The following is a 19,478-nucleotide window of genomic DNA, read 5'->3' on the forward strand; positions in this document are numbered from 1 at the left end:
AATAAGAAAATGGATGGAGAATTTTAGAAAAACAAATATGGCCGGCTGAGGACAGGATAATTTTTTGGCGAAGCGCCGAAACTTCCGTAAAACCGGGCAATACCGGGGATCATCGAACCCTCGAAATCCAGCAGTAAATCCTGTTGGGCATTTTCCTGAATGTAGCGACTTATGAGGAATGCCGCTGCACCGCGGTAAGCATCGAAGGTACTTTTTATCGACATTAGAAGAATGCGCCGCCTGCCGGAAACTAGGAAAAGAACCGAGGCAATTTCTTTACCATCGGAGATCAATCCACGGAAGTCGTAAAGCCCGCGGTTTTTAATTTCCTCCAGAAGCCTGATGAATACCGGGCTGCGATAATAGGGCAAATCAGGATATTCCTGCTGCACGGCATTTACAAAATCTTGGACGACGAAGTCTGTACTGACTTGCGTTTTTAACCTCCCGATGCGGCTGATGTCGCGCTTTCTGTTTTTGTTAAAATTTATCCGCAGAGCTTCATAGCTCTCGTTTAGGCTTAATACAAAATTTTTCCGTGTGATAAACTTGCCATTACCAGCCATATTTTCTTCATTGAAAGCATACGAACGCAGAGGCAGATGCTTTATTTTTTTGTAAAAATCATTAACCGAAACCGAGTCTTTCCCGATACCAAATACCCCCAGCTGCTGGCAGAACAATGGCTGTACGATGATCTTTACACCCAACTTCCTCGCATACGGCAGCGGCATAATTCTGCTGTAGCCCTCATCCGCAAGGCAGTCCCAGCAGCCGCCCGTCACGGCATCCAGATACCAGGGCTCCGCATAAATACGGTAATTGTCTGAAGAATTCAAACTCCTTCGGTAAGCATCAAAATCTATATCGCTGTGCCGCAGATACCTTATCATAACGCTCCTTCTTCTGCGAAGCTGTAAAAGCCGCCCTGCCCTATTATCAGGTGATCCAGCAGCTGGATCTGTAGCGTACTTCCCGCCGCCTTTATCTGCCTTGTGATCTCTACATCCTGCGTACTTGGCGCCAGCACGCCCGTGGGGTGGTTGTGTGCCACTATTATCCCCGTGGCATAGTGCTCCAGCGCCATCCTAAAAAGCACGCGCACATCCACCACAGAAGCTACGATGCCCCCCCGCGTAAGGCATTCAATGTGCAGTACGCGGTTTCTTTGATTAAGAAAAACTGCCCAGAACTCTTCCCTTTGCAAATCTGCCAGGTGTGGCTTGAAGATTTCATAAGCCATCCTGCTCCCTGTGATTACCGGTTTATCCGGGATTTCCTGCGATGCCCGGCGGCGCCCAATTTCCAATGCGGTAAGGATTTCTATGGCTTTTACTTCGCCGATGCCTTTGAATTTGGTTAAATCCTTCACAGACATTTTGGAGAGTTCGTGCCAGCTGCCGTCCACAGTTTTCAGGATTCTCCGCGCCAGCTCTACTGCAGATGCTTCGCGGTGCCCAATTTTCAGGATGATGGCGAGCAGCTCCGCATCGGAGAGCGCAGCCCTCCCCTTCATCAGGAATTTCTCGCGCGGCCTGTCGTCCTCAGCTAATTGTTTTATAAGCATTTCGACATCAGATTATCAGCCCATCCTTCATCACCAGTTTCCTGTCGGTGATTTCTGCGAGCTTCGGGTTGTGGGTCACGATCACGAAAGTCTGCTGATACTTATCCCTCAAATCAAAAAAAAGCTGGTGGAGGTCATCGGCATTTTTAGAATCCAGGTTGCCCGTAGGCTCATCGGCATAGATGATTTTGGGGGAATTGATCAGCGCACGCGCCACTGCCGCACGCTGAGCCTCTCCGCCGGACATTTGTGTAGGCTTGTGGTGCAGCCTGTGAGCGATGTTGAGATCTTCGAAGAGGTGAATAGCCTTATCGATCACCTGCTTCTCCGGCACTCCCGCTATTTTAGAAGGTAGCAGCACATTTTCGAGGGCGGTGAACTCCGGCAGAAGCTGGTGGAACTGAAAAACGAATCCAATATTCCGGTTCCGGAAGGCAGAAAGTTCCGCATCCTTCATCCCGAGAAAAGGCATTCCCGCGAGGGTGATTTCCGTGCCGTACTTCGCAGGATCAGTGGGCAGATCTAGCGTACCAAGAATTTGTAGCAGCGTGGATTTCCCAGCGCCCGATTCGCCAACGATGGAGACCACCTCCGCCTCTCGGATATGGATGTCCACACCCTTCAGTACCTCCACATCGCCATAGCTTTTATGAATATTTTTCGCTCGGATCATAGCTGCGAAAATACGGGGAATTTTCGAAACTGCTAATGAAAAAAAACCGCAGATAATCTGCGGCATTTTAAGTTACATAAATTTTACACTTCAAGCTTGGAGACCTTAAACCAGCATAGTCATAGGATTTTCCAGATAAGTTTTCAGTGTTTGCAGGAATTCCGCTCCCGTAGCTCCATCCACCACCCGGTGGTCGCACGCCATAGAAACAGTCATCATATTACCAACTTTTACTTTTCCTTCTTTCACGATAGGCTTTTCTACAATGGCTCCCACTGAGAGGATCGCGGAATTCGGCTGGTTAATAATGGATGTGAAAAACTCGATACCGTACATCCCGAGGTTTGATACACTGAATGTTGAGCCCTCCATCTCGTTGGCTTTCAGGCCTTTTTCCTTGGCACGCTTCGCCATATCTTTCACGCCTGCCGAGATTTGTGAAAAGCTCATATAGTCTGTGTTCTTCAGCACCGGCACCACCAGGCCGTCGGGTATTGCTACCGCCACGCCCACATGAATGTTGCCGTGGTGAACAATTTTATCACCCGCCCAGGAAGAATTCACCTGAGGATGCTTGCGCAGCGCCAGGGCAGTAGCCTTAATTACCATATCGTTGTAAGAAACCTTGGTATCCGGCAGAGCGTTGATTTCCTCACGCAGCGACTTCGCTTTATCCATATTAATTTCAACCACGAGGTAGTAGTGCGGCGCAGTAAATTTGCTTTCAGAAAGGCGTTTCGCGATTACATTCCGTACCTGAGAGTTTGGAGTTTCCGTATCATCCGCCTGAGCGATTCCTGTAAATGTTGGTGTTGCAGGTTTAGCCGCTTTCTGTTCAGGTTTAGATGCTGCAGCCTGAGCCTGTCGCTGAGACGGTTCGTAATTCTCAATATCTTTCTTTACAATTCTTCCATTTTCTCCGCTGCCTTTCAGCTCTTGGAGGTCGATGCCCTTATCTTCGGCCATTTTCCTTGCGAGAGGGGAAACCGCAATTCTATCGTTAGATGTTGGAGAATCTTTCTCAGTGGAAGCCGGCTCATCTTCTTTCTCCTCAGATTTTTCCTCAGGCTGATTTTTAGCCTCAGTTTTCGCTGCAGGTTTTCCGCCGGAAAGCAGCGCAGAAACATCCGTACCTTCCGGCCCGATTATCGCCAGAATGTTATCCACCGCGGTTTGCTCACCCTCTGCCACGCCCTGATGTAGCAACACGCCATCAAACTCCGATTCAAAATCCTGAACGGCTTTATCGGTTTCGATTTCCGCGAGCAAATCGCCCTCCTTCACTTTATCTCCCACATTTTTATGCCACTTTGCCACCTTCCCTTCAGTCATCGTGTCAGAAAGCCTCGGCATATTGATAACCTCCACATTATCAGGCACTTCCCCTGTCTGTGCTTCATCGGATTCTACCGGCTCGGAATTTTCCACCGGCGTATCAGCACCGGTTTTAAAATCCTCCCGCACGCCCTCATTTTTTAGGTCAATGCTTTTCTCCGGCTCCGGGGCTGCACCTTCATCCAGATTTTCTTCCGTATTGCCGCCGGGGTTTGCACCGGAATTTCCATCGAGAATCCCGGAGATATCCTCGCCCTGCTCGCCTATCACGGCAAGGATGGCATCCACAGGCGCAGAACCGCCCTCCTGCACGCCCTGGTGAAGAAGCACACCATCGAATTCTGATTCGAAATCCTGCACAGCCTTATCGGTTTCTATCTCGGCAATCAGGTCGCCTTCGCTCACTTTATCTCCGACATTTTTATGCCATTTGGCAACTTTTCCGTCCGTCATCGTGTCGGAAAGTCGTGGCATTGTAATAATTTCAGCCATTATAATTGGTTCAAAGGTTTAAAAATTTTTAAGATTGAGGTTAAGGTTAAGGTTGAGATTAAAGTTCAAATTTTAAGATTTAAAGTTCAATGCTCTTGAATCTTATGTCTTAAATCTTGCATCTAGGTTCTCAATTCCTACCCATTCTCATATTTATCCAAAAACGGATAATCCTCTTGGGCGTACACATAATCGTAGATTTTCTCTTTGTCTGGGAAAGGCGAATTTTCCATAAAATCCACGCACTCCTCCACCTGCTCTTTCGACTTGCTGTCCATCGCTTCCAGCTCTTCTTCGGTTGCCCACCCGTTTTCCAAGATGCGGTGCTTCACCAAAAGAATCGGGTCGTGCTGCTTGTTCAGCTCCACTTCCTCCTTCGTTCTGTACGGCTCCGCGTCAGACATTGAGTGCCCTCTGTAGCGGTAAGTTCTCGCCTCGATGAAAGTCGGGCCGTCGCCTCGTCTTGCCCGCTCAATCGCTTCGTAGGCAACCTCCGCCACTTTCTCCGGATCCATCGCATCCACAGGCATACAAGGCATTTCGTAGCCAAGGCCAAGTTTGTAAACATCCTCGTGGTTTGCGGTGCGCTTCACGGAAGTTCCCATCGCATACTGATTATTTTCCACCACGAAAACCACCGGAAGTTTCCAGTTCATCGCCATATTGAAAGTCTCGTGCAATGAGCCCTGCCTTGCAGCGCCATCACCAAAGAAGGTAATGTTCACCGCACCCCTGTCAAAATATTTATCGGCAAAGGCAATCCCTGCACCCAGCGGAATCTGCCCTCCCACAATTCCGTGGCCGCCGAAGAAACGGTGCTCCCGCGAGAAAATGTGCATAGAGCCACCCATACCACCGGAAGTTCCCGTAGCCTTTCCGCAAAGCTCCGCCATTATTCTGCGCGGATCTACGCCCATCGCCATCGGATGGATGTGGCAGCGGTACGCCGTTATCATACTGTCTTTGGACATATCCATAGCGTGCACGAAGCCTGCTGGGATGGCTTCCTGCCCATTATAGAGGTGTAGAAAGCCGCGGATTTTCTGCTTCAGATAGAGCGAGCGGCATTTGTCTTCAAACCTGCGCCACATCGTCATTTGCTGATACCAGTCCATATAGACTTCTTTAGAAAATTCTTTCATCTCTTAGCTATTTACTGAGCAAATTTAGCAAAATATTTGCGAGTTCAAGGCCTGCGTGCTTCGAAAAGACACAGTATTTTTTATGATTTTTTTCCTATTTTTGTTTAAATAGATTTGATGCATCAAAGTTTACTCCACAGGTTGGCGGGCATTATCTCCAATGTTTTCAATCCGCTCCTTGCCGTTCTGCTTTTTTATATTTACCACACCGTAAAATATTACCCGGGCCAAGAAGCCCAGCGATTGCTGCCCGTGCTGCTGATCGTGTTGCTGCCCTGCGTATTCTGGATTTTGTGGAATGTGCGCCGCGGAAGGTATTCTAATATGGATGTGTCTAACCGCAGGCAACGCGTGAGCCTTTATTTTTTCACGGAAGCCATGCTGCTGGTTTACCAGCTTTATTTAAATTTTTCCGGGCAAAGTCCGGATATACAATTCTTTTTTTTAATGATCCTCCTTGTGGCGATGCACATCAGCAATTATTTCATAAAAAGCTCGATGCATACGGCGTTTAATATTTTTGTGGCAGCAATGTTTTTTGCAGAATTCTGGCAGGCAGGCTTAGCCTGGCTTATGATTTCCTTGTTCGTTGCCGTATCTCGGGTCATCCTGAAAAGGCATACGCCTGCAGAGGTTTTCTCCGGCGCGGCAATCGGGCTGGCGGTATCCGCTATGTACCTTTTTGTAAATATAAATGCCAATTACTAAAGGATGGAGAAGCTTACCCCTGCCGAAGAACATCTGATGCTGCTATTCTGGGAACTAGGCGAATTCTACCTGAAGGATGCGATGGCGGCACTGCCTGAGCCCAAACTCCACCAGAATACCGTCTCCACCTACCTGAAAATCCTAACGAAAAAAGGCTTCCTTCACGCTGAAAAGGAAGGCAGGCTGATGAGATACACCACGGCAAAACCACGCGAAATTTACGCAAACGAGCTGCTGGATCATCTGATAAAAAATTATTTTGGAGGAGATTTCGACCTGATCCAGATGAGCTACAGCCAGCACCAAAGGCCGCTGGCAAAAACGGAAAACAGCGCCGTATCAGATTTTCTGGAGGAACTTACCTCCGGAAAAAAATCCAAAACCAAGAAGAAAAAGAAATCGAAGAAGTAAGTTGGGGTACTTTAAAAAATTTTCTTAGCAGATAATGCCACAAAGTTTTATTTTTGCAAACAAATAACGGTTTTTTTATGATAAAAATCACTCTTCCGGACGGCAGCACCCGTGAATTTGAAGCGGGCATTTCTGCGCTGGATGTCGCAAAATCAATCAGCGACGGTCTTGCGCGGAACACGATTTCTGCAATCGTAAATGGCAAACAGGTGGAAACCGCAACGCCGATTACGGAAGATGCCACGGTGCAGCTGCTGACCTGGAATGATGATCTGGGCAAGAAGGCTTTCTGGCATTCCTCGGCACACCTTCTGGCGCAGGCCATTCTGGAATTTTATCCGGATGCAAAGCTCACCATCGGTCCGGCAATTGAGAATGGTTTTTATTACGATGTGGATTTTGGCGATGAAACGCTCAGCGAGAAAGATTTCGAGAAAATCGAAAAAAAGATGCTGGAAAACGCCAAGAAGGATTCTCATTTCAAGCTTTACCCTGTTTCCAAAGCCGATGCGCTGAAGGAATATGAGGGCAACCCTTTCAAAACGGAGCTCATCGAAAACCTGAACGACGGCGATATTACCTTCTGCACCCACGATAACTTCACGGATCTTTGCCGTGGCGGTCACATTCCTTCCACTGGCATCGTGAAAGCCGTGAAAATCCTCAATGCTGCGGGCGCATATTGGCGCGGCGACGAGAAAAATCCGCAGCTGACAAGGGTTTACGGAATTTCCTTCCCAAAGCAAAAGGAACTCACCGAATATCTTGAAAAACTGGAAGAAGCAAAACGCAGGGATCACCGCAAACTGGGTAAAGAACTTGGCATTTTTGCTTTTTCGGAAAAAGTTGGGCAGGGTCTTCCGCTTTGGTTGCCGAAAGGTGCGGCACTTCGCAAAAAATTGGAAAACTTCCTTTCGGAAGCGCAAAAAAAAGCGGGCTACGAATTCGTGATGACGCCACATATTGGGAACATCGAGCTTTACAAAACTTCCGGCCATTACGAAAAATATGGTGCCGACAGTTTTCAACCGATCAAAACGCCGAACGAAGGCGAAGAATATTTCCTGAAGCCGATGAACTGCCCACATCACTGCGAAATTTACAAGGTTGGGCAATGGTCTTACCGCGATTTGCCGAAGCGCTTCGCGGAATTTGGAACCGTTTACCGCTACGAACAGAGCGGCGAACTGCACGGCTTGACGAGGGTGCGCTGCTTTACGCAGGATGATGCGCACCTTTTCTGCACACCGGATCAGCTTTTGTCGGAGTTTGAAGGCGTCATTGATTTGGTGCTGTATGTATTCCGCAATCTTGGTTTTGAAGATTTCGTGACGCAGGTTTCGCTTCGTGATCCGGAAAACCGCGAGAAGTACATTGGCACCGATGAAAATTGGGAAAAGGCTGAAAATGCGATTATTACGGCTGCGAAAAACAAAGGCCTGAAAACCGTGGTGGAATATGGTGAAGCGGCATTCTACGGGCCGAAGCTAGATTTTATGGTGAAGGATGCCTTGGGCAGAAAGTGGCAGCTCGGCACAATACAGGTGGATTACAATTTGCCTGAAAGATTTGACCTGAGCTACATAGGAAGCGATGGCGAAAAGCACAGGCCTGTGATGATTCACCGGGCACCGTTCGGCTCGATGGAAAGGTTCATCGCCATTCTATTAGAAAACACCGCCGGTGATTTTCCGCTTTGGCTGGCACCGGACCAATACATCCTGCTGCCGATTTCCGAAAAATATGTGGACTATGCAAAAAAAGTTTCACAATTATTGGAAAATCACGATATTAGCGGCCTGATTGACGAGCGCAACGAAAAGACCGGCAAGAAGATCCGCGATGCTGAACTGGCGAAATATCCGTTTATGCTGATAGTGGGTGAAAATGAAGAAAACGGTGGCACAGTTTCCGTGAGAAGGCGTGGTGAAGGGGATTTGGGAACGATGCCGCTGGACGACTTTATCGCATATTTTAAAAATGCCGCGGAATTCAATGCGGAATTTGGGAGCTGATAAATTTAAAATTTTAATACAATAGCACAGAGATTTAACAAAGGACGCGGACCAATGCGCCGCCCTGTACAGGAAGATCTTCATCAGATCAATGAGAAAATCAAGGCGAAGGAAGTTCGTCTGGTTGGCGACAATGTGGAAAATGGCGTTTATCCATTGGCGAAAGCGCAGGAAATTGCCAAGGCACAGGAACTTGACCTGGTGGTGATTTCTGACAAGCAGGAACCCTACATTGCGCGCATTCTGGATTACAAGAAATTCCTTTACGAGCAGAAGAAAAAGCAGAAGGAGCTGAAAGCCAAGCAGGTAAAGGTGGTGGTGAAGGAAATTCGTTTCGGGCCGCAAACTGACGAGCACGATTACGAATTCAAAAAGAAGCACGCCGAGAAATTCCTTGAAGAAGGCTCAAAACTGAAGACTTATGTATTCTTCAAGGGGCGCTCCATCGTATTTAAAGATCAGGGCGAAATACTTCTGCTGAAGCTGGCTCAAGATTTAGAGCATGTTGGCAAAGTGGATCAGCTGCCAAAGCTGGAAGGCAAGCGGATGATTATGATGATGAGCCCGAAGAAACCAGCTAAGTAATTTTCACGAATAAAATTTTGAAGAGCTTTCAATTTTGAAGGCTCTTTATTTGTTTAAAGTATTTTTCGGTTTTGAAGAAAATTCTTATTTTTGCAAACTCAATTCACTGATAACGAAAAACAGCAGAACAATGCCAAAATTGAAAACTAAATCAGGGGCTAAGAAGCGTTTTGCACTTACCGGAACCGGCAAGATTAAAAGGAAAAACGCTTACAAAAGCCACATCCTGACAAAAAAGGAAACGAAGCAAAAGCGCAACCTGACGCAGACTTCCTATGTGCATACATCGGATGAGAAAAGCGTGCTGAAGCAGCTTGCGCTGAAGTAATTATAAATCGAGCGGTTTATAAGAATTTGAAATTCAAAATTTTAACCCTGAATTCAGCACCGGAAGTCTGATGAAATAAGCAGCGCTGCATTCAAAAAAAACAGAATTAACTATGCCAAGATCAGTAAATGCGGTGGCCAGCAGAGCCCGCAGAAAAAAAGTGATGAAGCAGGCCAAAGGCTACTTCGGAAGAAGGAAGAATGTTTGGACTGTAGCGAAAAACGCGGTGGAAAAGGCGATGCTGTATTCCTACCGTGGCAGAAAGGAAAAGAAGAGAAACTTCCGCGCACTGTGGATTATGCGTATCAACGCTGGCTGCCGTGAGCACGGGCTTTCCTACTCCCAATTTATGGGCCTTCTGAAAAAGAACAACATCGAACTGAACAGAAAAGTGCTTGCCGACCTTGCAATGAACCATCCTGATGCGTTCAAAGCGGTGGTGGACAAAGTAAAATAATTTTAAACCGTTATCAGTATTGAGAAATCCCTGGCAGAAGTCAGGGATTTTTATTCAGTTACTGAGTGATACGCAGCCATCAAACTCACTGCAATTTTTTCATCCTGAAATTTTTGCACATACTCAAAACCCTTTTCTGCGCGGCGTTTCCGTTCTGCTTCGTTGTTCCAGAGAAAGAGAATTTTGGAGCGTAAATCTTCTACAGAATTGGGATTTACAAAAAGTGAATCAGGACCGCCGGCTTCAGGAAGCGAGCTGACATTGCCGGTAATCACCGGCGTTTTGGAAAATAGGGCTTCAATTACCGGTATGCCGAAGCCTTCAAATTCTGAGGGATAAACGAAAATGTCTGCAAGCCTGTAAACCGCCGCCAATTCCTGCATCGGAACATTTTTCGGAAAGTGAATTTCCGTTTTACTTGTCCGCAAAAAATTTTCAATCCGGGCGAAATATTTCTTCTTCTTTTTTCCGATGGCTACCACAGGAATTTCCAAACCTTCCACCGCCTTCAGAATTTTCAGTAGATTTTTGCGCTCTTCAATCGTGCCGACATTCAGGATAAATCTCGTTGGCAAGGCGTATTTCGCCCTGATTTCTTCGAGATATTCTTCCGAGAAATTCTCCTTGAAAGCAGGATGGCAGCCCTGATAAACCACCCGAATTTTTTCTTCCGAAACCTTAAGGAAATCAACGATATCCCGCTTTGTCTGTTCGGAAATTGCGATGATTAAATCTGCATTTTGCGCCGCTTTTTTGAACTTCCAGAGATGAATCTTCCTATCCAACCACGAATAATATCTGGGATACCTCAAAAAAATCAAATCGTGAATGGTGACGATTTTTTTAACCGGTTTACTCGTCCATTTCAAAGGCAGCTCTCCCGAAAGTCCGTGGAAAATTTCCGCATCCATTTTCTGCGCATTCTTTCCCATTTTCAGTTGGCGCGAAAAAATTCCGCCGGAAGTTTTTTGGTAATGCACATTCTCCCGCTGGAGAATTTCCGCACCTTTTTCAGTCAGCTTTTTGTCCAGGAGAAAGTATTGATTTTCAGCATAATACTCGGCTAAAATCCGCACCAAATCCCTGGAATAATTTCCCAAACCTGATGAGTTGCTGAAAAAGCGCTTGGCATCAAAGGCGATTTTCATTAGTCGTCCGTTTTGATGATGTCTTGAAAGAGCTGGTGGCTTTGCATTGGTGCGGCTATTCCATCAAACTGCCACATTATTTTCGCGAAGCGCATCGTTCAGGGAGGTTTTCTTGTCGGTAGATTCCTTCCTTTTGCCGATGATCAGAGCGCAAGGCACCTGAAATTCTCCGGCAGGGAATTTCTTCGTGTAGCTTCCGGGAATCACCACCGATCTTGCCGGCACCCTGCCTCTCAGCTCCACGAGTTTTTCGCCTGTTACATCGATGATTTTTGTTGAAGCCGTAAGCACAACATTTGCACCGAGCACCGCTTCCCTTTCCACCAGAACGCCTTCTACCACGATGCATCTTGAGCCGATGAAGCAATCGTCTTCGATGATGACAGGTGCTGCCTGAAGCGGTTCCAGAACGCCGCCAATTCCAACGCCGCCGCTCAAATGCACATTCTTCCCGATTTGCGCGCAGCTTCCCACTGTAGCCCAAGTATCCACCATCGTTCCGGAATCCACGAAAGCCCCGATGTTCACATAGCTCGGCATCATTATCACGCCGCTTGCAATATACGCACCCTCCCTTGCCACAGCGTGCGGAACAACGCGAACGCCTTTTTCCGCGTAATTTTTCTTGAGCGGCATTTTGTCGTGAAATTCAAACGGGCCTACCTCTACGGTTTCCATCTTCTGAATCGGGAAGTACATCACCACTGCCTTCTTCACCCACTCATTCACTTGCCAGCCATTTTCCGTAGGCTCTGCCACGCGAAGTTCACCGGAATCCAATTTTGCAATTACATCACGGATGGCTTTCTGGCAGTCTTCATTTTGAAGAAGTTCACGGTTTTCCCAAATATTTTCAATAGTTTGCTGTAAATTCATTTTCTACAAAAATTCCGTTGAAAAATTCTAAAATCTAAAAAATTCTTTGTGCATGTAGGAAGGCTTTATTCCAATATTTTTCATTCAATGAAGAAATGATAACGCCTTTCGATGTGGAAGCGTGGATGAATTTCACTTCGCCATCACTGCCAATATCGTGCACGATGCCCACATGTGAAACTTGCCCGGAAGAGCTGGTGGCAAAGAAAAGCAAATCACCGGGGCGAACCTTCGCAATATCAATCCTATTCCCTGTTTCAGCCTGATCAGCGGAACGCCGCGGCAATCTGTATTCATTTTCCTCAAAAACTTTCACCGTGTAGCCGGAACAATCGAATCCCTTGGAATCATTACCACCAAATTTGTACGGTGCACCAAGATATTTTTCCGCATCGCGTAAAATTTTCTCAATCGCCGCAGAATTTTTTCCACTGAATTTAGAATCCAGATTGCGTAAATCGGCGGTGCGCTCTACAGTTTTCGTGGGAACGGTGCGCTCCACAGGCTTCCAGTTTTTCTGATTGTGCGCATTTTTCTGCGAGGCACAGGAAGCAAGGAAGGCAGCGAAGCTGAGTATGAGGAGGAAGTTGCGGATTTTCATCGGCATAAAAATAAGATTTTATTTTAAACCGAAATTCTCTTCTGCACTACGATGCTTGAAAGCGTGGCAAAAAATCCGCCGAGCAAAAAGCCTGCGGCTGCACCCATAAGCAAATCCAGAGGGAAATGTACGCCGATATAAATTCTGCTGTATGAAACCATAGCTGCCCAGAGGAATAGCAGGAACGGGAAAAAGCGGTATTTTTTCCTGAGAAGCACCGCCATATAATTGGCGATGAAAAAGGAATTGGAAGCGTGGCTGCTGTAGAAACCGAACTGCCCACCGCATTTCAAGCTGCGCATAATTTTCTGCAATTCTAAATCGTGGCAAGGCCTAAGTCTCTGAATACCAATCTTATACAATCCAGCCAATTGATCTGAAATGGTAACGCCAAGTGTGATGAATATCAGGAAAAAAGCGACATTCCGCCAGCCGAAATTTTTCACGAGAAGGTAAAGGAAGATGACATAAAGCGGCACCCAAACCCATTTTTCTGAAACCATCAGCCAGAAGGAATCGAACGGCGTGCTGCCAAGATTGTTCAGGTAGAGAAAAAATTCTCTGTCGGTTCGGATAATTTCTTCCATAAAATTACCGGCTTACCGGCCCGGAAAAATTCTCATCATCCACAGGTTTTGCAGCGGGTTTTTCAGGTGTTGCACTGGAATTTTCCGCCAAAGGATCATTATTGTAGAAATCGTTCAGCGGGTTCAGGTTTTCTTCCGCCGCTTTTTTCACCTGCTGAATTTCCCGCTTGATTTCCGAAACTGGATTATCAGTTTCTTTCAGAATCTCGGTTTTGATATCCTCCATCGCACCACGCATTTTGCGCACGCCCTGCCCTAAATCTCGGGCAATGGACGGCAATTTATCCGGCCCGAAAAGCACCACGATAACCAGCGCAACCATCAGCAATTCACCGATACTAAGTTCCATACTGCAAAATTACAAAAGAAGAAGCAAAGTCTGTTCTAAAGACATTTTGGATAGGTTTTAGAAGTTAGACTTGAGATATTAGATTAGACTTGAGATATTAGATATGAGATTTAAGACTGTTTTATTTGTGGTTTAAAAATTGTTTGTATATTTGCAAGAGAATATAAAGAACTGGCTTGCGTGCCTGCAACCAATCCTCACGGGTTGGTTTTCTTTATTTTAATATGATATTTATTTGCGCTCTGCAGTTGCCTTTCTGCATAATTTAGAAATTTGTCATCCTGCAAATAGAGGTATATGTTTTCAGCCTGTGCAAGCCCGCTTTTTATTCTTTGGCGCACATTTCTGATATTGCTGCTTGCTGAATTTTCAACTTCCCAATTCTTTATCTTCACGGCGTAGCCCTGCCATCTTTCCGAAAATTCAGGTAGGCCAGGATTGCGGAAATGAAAATCAGGATGAAGCCCAGGAAAAACGCTGCACCGGGAAAGATGAACGGCGCACGATCGTGCGTGAAATAGTAAAATGTATTGGTCATCAAAGGTGGACCGACGACAGCCGTCAAACTGGAAAGGCTTGTGAGCGCACCCTGCAATTCACCCTGAGCATCCCGTGGAACCTGAGATGTGACTACAGATTGCAGCGCAGGCCCGGCAATTCCACCAAGCCCACCAATTAGCATTATGGCGAAAAACATCCACTCTTTTCCAGCAAAGGCGTAAAGCAGCATTGCCAAAGAACTGAGAATTAAACCGTAAACGATGCTTCGCTCAGCACCGATTTTTGGTTCAATAAATCGGATGAGAAAGCCCTGTACAAATGCTGCGATGAGACCCACTACACCGAGAGAAATGCCAATCATCCTTTCATCCCAACCAAATTTATACATCGTGAAAAAAGTCCAGTTGGTTTGTGTGGCATGAAGCCCGATATTTACCAAAACCATTGCTGCTACTAGGCCGTGAATTTTTGGGTACTGCCTTAGCTGCAGCAGTGAGCCTACAGGATTTGCCCTTTTCCAATCGAACGGCCGGCGGTTTTCCGGCTTCAGAGATTCGGGCAATGCATAGAAACCGTAAATCACATTCAGGATGCAGAGCACGGCAGCCACGAAAAACGGAACCCTGGTGCCAAAGCCGCCGAGCACGCCGCCAAGAAGCGGCCCGATGACAAAGCCGATGCCAAAGGCCGCACCGATTAACCCGAAATTTTTTGCGCGGTCCTCATCCGTGGAAACATCGGCAATGTAGGCACTTGCCGTGGTAATGCTGGCACCTGTAGCACCGCTGAGCATCCTGCCAAGAAAAAGCCAGGTGATATTCGGCGCGAAACCCTGAATGAGAAGATTGCCGGCAAAGCCAAGCATCGAGAAAAGCAGCACAGGCCTTCTGCCGTAGCGGTCGCTCAAACCACCGAGAAGCGATGCGAAAAGAAACTGCATCACGGCGTAAGACATACTGAGCCAGCCGCCGTATTTCGCGGCATCCACCACATCGCCGTTTATCAGCTCGGAAATTAGTTGTGGCATTACCGGAATGATGATGCCAAAACCTATGATGTCCAAAAGCAGCGTGATGAAAATAAAGGTGAGTGCGCCGGCTTTTCGTTCCTTTTTCATCCGGCAAAAATAAAAGTTTTTTGGTTTAAAATCTTTCCACGAGGCCGTTCATCAGCATAAAAATTACCCCTACTAAAATCCAAAGGCGAAGCACATTTCTGAGCCAGGCAACCTGCGATAATTTAGCCGATTTTAAAATGAAGATGCACCCAATGAAAATAGGCACCGAAAAAATGTAATACCAGCTGAGTAGGCCGGTTTCCCAAAGTGCATAGGCTGTGAGTGCGGAAACTGCGGCGCAAACCAGTAGCAGAACAGCGCCCACAATTTTCGCGGATTTGATTCCGAATTCTGTTGCCAAAGTTCTGTAGCCGAAAAGGCGGTCAGGTTTTATCGTGAGAATGTCCTTCAAAACATCGATGAGCAGGACGACGAAGAACAGATATGCCGCCATCACGAGAAGCGTTTTGGAAAAATGCTCGAAGTAAATCAGCATTCCGAAAAACGGATACAGCGAAATGATGACATAGGATAAATTATTGATTATCAAAATTTTACTAAGCTTATGACTGTAAAGCCATATGAAAAACTGGTAAGCAAGGATGAAGAAGAAAATGCGCGGCGAAAGCAAAACTGCGATGAACAGCGATAATGCGCACAGCAAAATATAGGAATACAGGAAATATTTCTGCGTCAGGAAACTCTGCAGATAAAAGCGGAATGGCTTTTGCAACCGGTCTTTTTCCGCATCGTAAAACTGGTTGATAATTCCGCCGGCCGCTATGCTCAGGATGCAGCACCAAATCAGGCCGTGTACCTTCACGGAGAATACGGTTTCGCGCAGGCTTTCATCGCTGCTGAACACAAAGAAAGTGGAAACATACAGCGCAAAAGTGTAGAAAACCAGCAGGAAAATCCTTGCGCCAAGCAAAAAACCGAGAAGCTGCGAGAGCCTGTATTTAAGGGGGTTTTGGCGGGTCATCATAAAATTTGCCGACAAAAAACCGGCAGCGCTAAAACCTGTAAATCACTTCCTTGTTAAAATCGCTGAGCATTTCGCTCGCCAGCTCATAATCCGGCGCAAAACCAAGAATATAGCCACCACCACCGCTTCCGCAAAGCTTCAGGTAATACGCATTTGTTTCCAGTCCCTTCTTCCAGACATTGTAAAAACTTTCTGGAATCATCGGTTTGAAATGCTCATACGCCCAAAGCGAAAGCTTTTTTAAATTTCGGAAAAACGGGTTCAGATCCTTTTTCAAAAAAGTATCGATGCACGCATTATTGTACCGGATGAATTCTTCCTTCAGCGTTTTCCGGAAACCTTCGGTCTTCATCTTTTCGAAAAAAATCTGAATCATCGGGCCAGTTTCACCCGTGATTCCAGAATCAATCAGGAAAATAGCACCCTTTCCTTCATTGGCAGGAAGTGCCACCTTGTCCACATTTTCCTTGTTCTCGATAAGAATCGGCAGATTCATATAGCAAATCAGCGGATCAATACCGGAACTTTTACCGTGGAAATAACTTTCCAGCTGACCGAAAACTTTCTTCAAATCCTTCAGCTCTTCTTTTGAAACATTCTCTGGATTTCGCTTGATTATTGAATATTTTTCAAAAATCGCGGCAACCAAAGCTCCGGAACTTCCCACACCATAGCCTTGCGGAATGTTGGAATCGAAATAAAGTCCGTTGGAAATATCGGCTTTAAATTCATCCACATTCAGTTTGAAATTTTCAGGTAAAGCTAAATTCTGTAGATAATCCGAAAAACTTTTCAGGTTTTCGTTTGATTTTTTTTCAAATTCCGAAGAAAGTTCAGAAAACTTTAAAGTTCCTTTATAAAAACTGTACGGCAGCGTAAGCCCCTGAGAATCTTCAATAATCCCATACTCGCCAAAAAGCAGGATTTTTGCGTAGAATAAAGGGTTTGCCATTACACAATTTTTGCAAAGATAAAATTTCAAAAATAATAGCAAAAATTAAGCCGTCTACGCCTGCGGTTTCGCCCGAAGGACATCGGCATTCACAAAGCGAATGAGCACTAGTCCAGCGAGGAAAAAGACCGACATGGACAGCGCTGCGTATCTCATATGGCTGAACTTTTCAATTAATGTCGAAAAAACAAATGTCCCTAATACGATTGCAATTTTTTCCAGAACATCGTAGAAGCTGAAAAAAGTGGTAGTTTCGGAAGAATCTGCCGGGAGCAACTTGGAGTAAGTGGAGCGGGACATAGACTGCAGCCCCCCCATCACCAGGCCGATGATGCCGGCAATGGCATAGAAATACAGCTCCGCACCGGGGCTATCCGTGTCCAGAGCATAAGCGGCAACGCACGCCACGATCCAGAGCGCCACCGCAATTGTTATTACATTTTTATTTCCGATTTTTTTGGACAGCCAGGAGAAAAACAGCGCTCCCAGAATTGCCTCTAGCTGAATCAGCAGCAGCGTGAGCATCAGTTTGCCATCATCCAGCCGAACTTCATTTTTTCCAAAAAGCGTCGACATTAAAAAAACCGTCTGCATACCCACGCTGTAAAAGAAAAAACTTGAAAGGAAAAATTTAAGATTCCGGTCGGCGAATAGCTCCCTTCCAACCCGCAGCACTTCGCGGAAGCTTTTTGAGAATAATCTTCCGGAAAACTGCTCATTTTTATTCACATTTTCTTTGCTCAGGTTTGGAAGGTGGCGGAAGCTGTACTGCGCAAAACCCATCCACCAAAGACCGGTCAGTACGAAGCTTAGCCTCGTAAATAGCTGCGTTTGCCCAGCTCCCTTTGCCACAAACTGAATCAGGAACATACAGATTATTACAAGGATTACGGAGCCTATATAGCCAAACACATAGCCACGGGCGGAGAGCCTATCTTGCCTATCGTGCGTGGCGATATCCGGGAGAAATGAGTTGTAAAAAACCAGGCTTCCCCAAAAACCTACGCTTGCCAGAACACTGAAAAACAGCCCAAGCAGCACATTCTCCGGGGTGGAAAACAGCGCCAAACCCATACAGGACAACGACCCAAGGTAGCAGAAAAGTTTCATAAAAAACTTTTTATTGCCTATCCCGTCTGCCACTGCGGAAAGCACTGGCGAGAGGAAGACGACGATGAGGAAGGACAGGGTAAGCGAATACCCGTACACTGCATCTGCATTAAAATCCCTACCGAAAAGGCGTACGGGGATGCGCGCGCCATCCGAAAGGGTAGTCATCGCTGAGTAATAAATCGGGAAAATCGTGGTAGTTATTACCAGGGAGTAAACTGAATTCGCCCAGTCGTAGAATGCCCAGGCTTTCAGCACTTTTGGCTGATTCTTTTGGAAACCCGCTTCGTCTGCCATCTGATTTTTTGGCAAAAGTAAAATTTTCAGGCTAATGGCACACACGAAAAAACCTTCCGGAAGATCCGAAAGGTTATTCTGATAAAAACTTAAAATTAATTCGTAAGATTTTCAATGATGATTGCCGTTGCGCCGCCACCGCCGTTGCAGATAGCCGCAGCGCCAAATTTTCCGCCGCGCTGCTGCAGTATGTGCGCAAGAGTTACCACAATCCTCGATCCGGAGCTGCCAAGCGGATGCCCGAGCGATACGGCGCCACCGTTTACATTGACTTTCTCATCATCCAGGCCAAGAATTTTGGTATTGGCAAGACCCACTACGGCAAAGGCTTCGTTAAACTCGAAAAAATCGATATCCGAGATCTGAAGACCGGCTTTTTCAAGTGCTTTCGGAAGGGCTTTTGCTGGCGCGGTGGTAAACCATTTCGGCTCGTGAGCCGCATCTGCATAAGCGATTATTTTCGCCAGGGGCTTTATGCCAAGCTCCTGCACTTTCTCGCCGGACATCAGGATGATTGCCGATGCTCCGTCATTAATTGTGGATGCATTGGCAGCTGTCACAGTACCGTTCTCCTTCTGGAATGCCGGCGGCAGCGAAGGGATTTTGTCAAAATTTACTGCCTTGAATTCTTCATCCTCAGAAATTATCACTGGCTCGCCCTTTCTTTGCGGCACAGAAACTGGCACCACTTCATCGGCAAACTTCCCTTCCTCCCAAGCCTTGGCCGATCGTCTATAAGACTCCACAGCAAAATTATCCTGATCCTCTCTGCTGAATCCGTACTCCGCTGCGCAGGCTTCCGCGCAGATACCCATCGGCACCTGGTCGTACACATCCGTTAGCCCGTCTTTCGTCATCCCATCCACCAGCTTCGCGTCGCCAAATTTTGTTGCCAGGCGCGCGTGGAAGTAATGCGGCACCATACTCATATTTTCCATCCCGCCGGCCACTATGATGTCCGCATCCCCTGCTTTAATTGCCTGAGCCGCCATCGTAATTGCCTTCATCCCTGATGCGCAGACTTTGTTAATCGTAGTAGCCGGGGTGGTATTTTTCAGCCCCGCGGCTATCGCTACCTGCCGCGCCGGGGCCTGCCCCTCGCCTGCCTGCAGCACATTTCCCATATAAATTTCTTCTACGAGTTCAGGATCTAGATTGATTTTTTCCAAAGCGCCCTTCACTGCCGCAGCGCCAAGTTGTGTGGCAGGCACTGTGGAAAGGCTTCCCATAAAACTTCCCATCGGCGTTCTCGCCGCAGAAACGATGAATATTTCTTTCATAATTATTGTAATTTTTTTGTTT

At 46.6% G+C, this 19,478-nt stretch carries 21 protein-coding genes; 6 read left to right on the plus strand and 15 right to left on the minus strand.

What is annotated here, in order from left to right; translation table 11 throughout:
- Positions 1–23: 23 nt before the first annotated feature.
- From BUB43_RS03375 to pdhA, 5 genes are all read right to left on the minus strand, one after another.
- On the minus strand, positions 24–893 hold the full coding sequence (locus BUB43_RS03375; protein ID WP_073178336.1) for a hypothetical protein: 870 nt from the start codon (positions 891–893) through the stop codon (positions 24–26).
- A complete protein-coding gene (radC, locus tag BUB43_RS03380; RefSeq protein ID WP_073178338.1) occupies positions 890–1,567 on the minus strand; it encodes a RadC family protein in 678 nt (225 codons plus the stop codon). The genes BUB43_RS03375 and radC overlap by 4 nt, the downstream gene beginning before the upstream one ends.
- 7 nt (positions 1,568–1,574) lie before the next feature.
- Positions 1,575–2,240 (minus strand): ABC transporter ATP-binding protein, encoded by a 666-nt coding sequence (locus tag BUB43_RS03385; RefSeq protein ID WP_073178604.1) that lies wholly within the window; start codon positions 2,238–2,240, stop codon positions 1,575–1,577.
- Between the two features lie 105 nt (positions 2,241–2,345).
- Entirely contained in the window at positions 2,346–4,067 is a 1,722-nt protein-coding gene (locus tag BUB43_RS03390) for a 2-oxo acid dehydrogenase subunit E2 (protein WP_073178340.1), read from the minus strand.
- Between the two features lie 137 nt (positions 4,068–4,204).
- Positions 4,205–5,209: a pyruvate dehydrogenase (acetyl-transferring) E1 component subunit alpha gene (pdhA, locus tag BUB43_RS03395; RefSeq protein ID WP_073178342.1), complete on the minus strand. Its 1,005-nt coding sequence runs from the start codon at positions 5,207–5,209 to the stop codon at positions 4,205–4,207.
- 141 nt (positions 5,210–5,350) lie between these two features.
- On the opposite strand from pdhA, the gene BUB43_RS03400 reads away from it, so the two are divergent.
- The 6 genes from BUB43_RS03400 (at position 5,351) to rplT (ending at position 9,713) form a co-directional block, all read left to right on the plus strand.
- The gene (locus BUB43_RS03400) at positions 5,351–5,917 is read left to right on the plus strand and encodes a phosphatase PAP2 family protein (RefSeq protein WP_260200455.1); all 567 of its coding nucleotides are present in this window, start codon (positions 5,351–5,353) and stop codon (positions 5,915–5,917) included.
- Positions 5,918–5,920: 3 nt separating this feature from the next.
- Entirely contained in the window at positions 5,921–6,328 is a 408-nt protein-coding gene (locus BUB43_RS03405) for a BlaI/MecI/CopY family transcriptional regulator (RefSeq protein ID WP_073178345.1), read from the plus strand.
- Between the two features lie 77 nt (positions 6,329–6,405).
- Complete coding sequence (thrS, locus tag BUB43_RS03410; protein WP_073178346.1) at positions 6,406–8,343, plus strand: threonine--tRNA ligase; 1,938 nt, start codon at positions 6,406–6,408, stop codon at positions 8,341–8,343.
- Positions 8,344–8,397: 54 nt separating this feature from the next.
- Complete coding sequence (infC, locus tag BUB43_RS03415; RefSeq protein ID WP_073178348.1) at positions 8,398–8,928, plus strand: translation initiation factor IF-3; 531 nt, start codon at positions 8,398–8,400, stop codon at positions 8,926–8,928.
- Between the two features lie 130 nt (positions 8,929–9,058).
- Positions 9,059–9,256, plus strand: coding sequence for a 50S ribosomal protein L35 (gene rpmI / locus BUB43_RS03420; RefSeq protein ID WP_073178605.1), 198 nt, complete (start codon positions 9,059–9,061; stop codon positions 9,254–9,256).
- Positions 9,257–9,368: 112 nt separating this feature from the next.
- Positions 9,369–9,713 (plus strand): 50S ribosomal protein L20, encoded by a 345-nt coding sequence (rplT, locus tag BUB43_RS03425; protein ID WP_073178350.1) that lies wholly within the window; start codon positions 9,369–9,371, stop codon positions 9,711–9,713.
- Between the two features lie 50 nt (positions 9,714–9,763).
- On the opposite strand, the gene BUB43_RS03430 is transcribed toward rplT, so the two are convergent.
- The 10 genes from BUB43_RS03430 to BUB43_RS03480 all read right to left on the minus strand — a co-directional run bounded on the left by BUB43_RS03430 (position 9,764) and on the right by BUB43_RS03480 (position 19,456).
- Entirely contained in the window at positions 9,764–10,861 is a 1,098-nt protein-coding gene (locus tag BUB43_RS03430) for a glycosyltransferase family 4 protein (RefSeq protein ID WP_073178351.1), read from the minus strand.
- Between the two features lie 63 nt (positions 10,862–10,924).
- Positions 10,925–11,737: a 2,3,4,5-tetrahydropyridine-2,6-dicarboxylate N-succinyltransferase gene (locus tag BUB43_RS03435; RefSeq protein ID WP_073178353.1), complete on the minus strand. Its 813-nt coding sequence runs from the start codon at positions 11,735–11,737 to the stop codon at positions 10,925–10,927.
- Between the two features lie 34 nt (positions 11,738–11,771).
- A complete protein-coding gene (locus tag BUB43_RS03440) occupies positions 11,772–12,344 on the minus strand; it encodes an NlpC/P60 family protein (RefSeq protein WP_260200457.1) in 573 nt (190 codons plus the stop codon).
- A gap of 17 nt (positions 12,345–12,361) precedes the next feature.
- The gene (locus BUB43_RS03445; RefSeq protein WP_073178355.1) at positions 12,362–12,925 is read right to left on the minus strand and encodes a phosphatase PAP2 family protein; all 564 of its coding nucleotides are present in this window, start codon (positions 12,923–12,925) and stop codon (positions 12,362–12,364) included.
- Positions 12,926–12,929: 4 nt separating this feature from the next.
- Entirely contained in the window at positions 12,930–13,274 is a 345-nt protein-coding gene (locus BUB43_RS03450) for a Sec-independent protein translocase subunit TatA/TatB (protein ID WP_073178357.1), read from the minus strand.
- Between the two features lie 391 nt (positions 13,275–13,665).
- Positions 13,666–14,892 carry a TCR/Tet family MFS transporter gene (locus BUB43_RS03460; protein ID WP_073178361.1) on the minus strand — a complete coding sequence of 409 codons (1,227 nt, stop codon included), beginning with the start codon at positions 14,890–14,892 and terminating at the stop codon, positions 13,666–13,668.
- Positions 14,893–14,917: 25 nt separating this feature from the next.
- Positions 14,918–15,817 (minus strand): UbiA family prenyltransferase, encoded by a 900-nt coding sequence (locus BUB43_RS03465; RefSeq protein WP_073178363.1) that lies wholly within the window; start codon positions 15,815–15,817, stop codon positions 14,918–14,920.
- Positions 15,818–15,845: 28 nt separating this feature from the next.
- Positions 15,846–16,769, minus strand: coding sequence for a mevalonate kinase family protein (locus BUB43_RS03470; RefSeq protein WP_073178365.1), 924 nt, complete (start codon positions 16,767–16,769; stop codon positions 15,846–15,848).
- Positions 16,770–16,823: 54 nt separating this feature from the next.
- On the minus strand, positions 16,824–18,176 hold the full coding sequence (locus BUB43_RS03475; RefSeq protein WP_073178367.1) for an MFS transporter: 1,353 nt from the start codon (positions 18,174–18,176) through the stop codon (positions 16,824–16,826).
- 95 nt (positions 18,177–18,271) lie between these two features.
- Positions 18,272–19,456, minus strand: a complete 1,185-nt coding sequence (locus tag BUB43_RS03480; RefSeq protein ID WP_073178369.1) for a thiolase family protein — start codon at positions 19,454–19,456, stop codon at positions 18,272–18,274.
- Positions 19,457–19,478 lie beyond the last annotated feature (22 nt).

The organism is Cruoricaptor ignavus (assembly GCF_900141665.1).
GTDB lineage: Bacteria > Bacteroidota > Bacteroidia > Flavobacteriales > Weeksellaceae > Cruoricaptor > Cruoricaptor ignavus.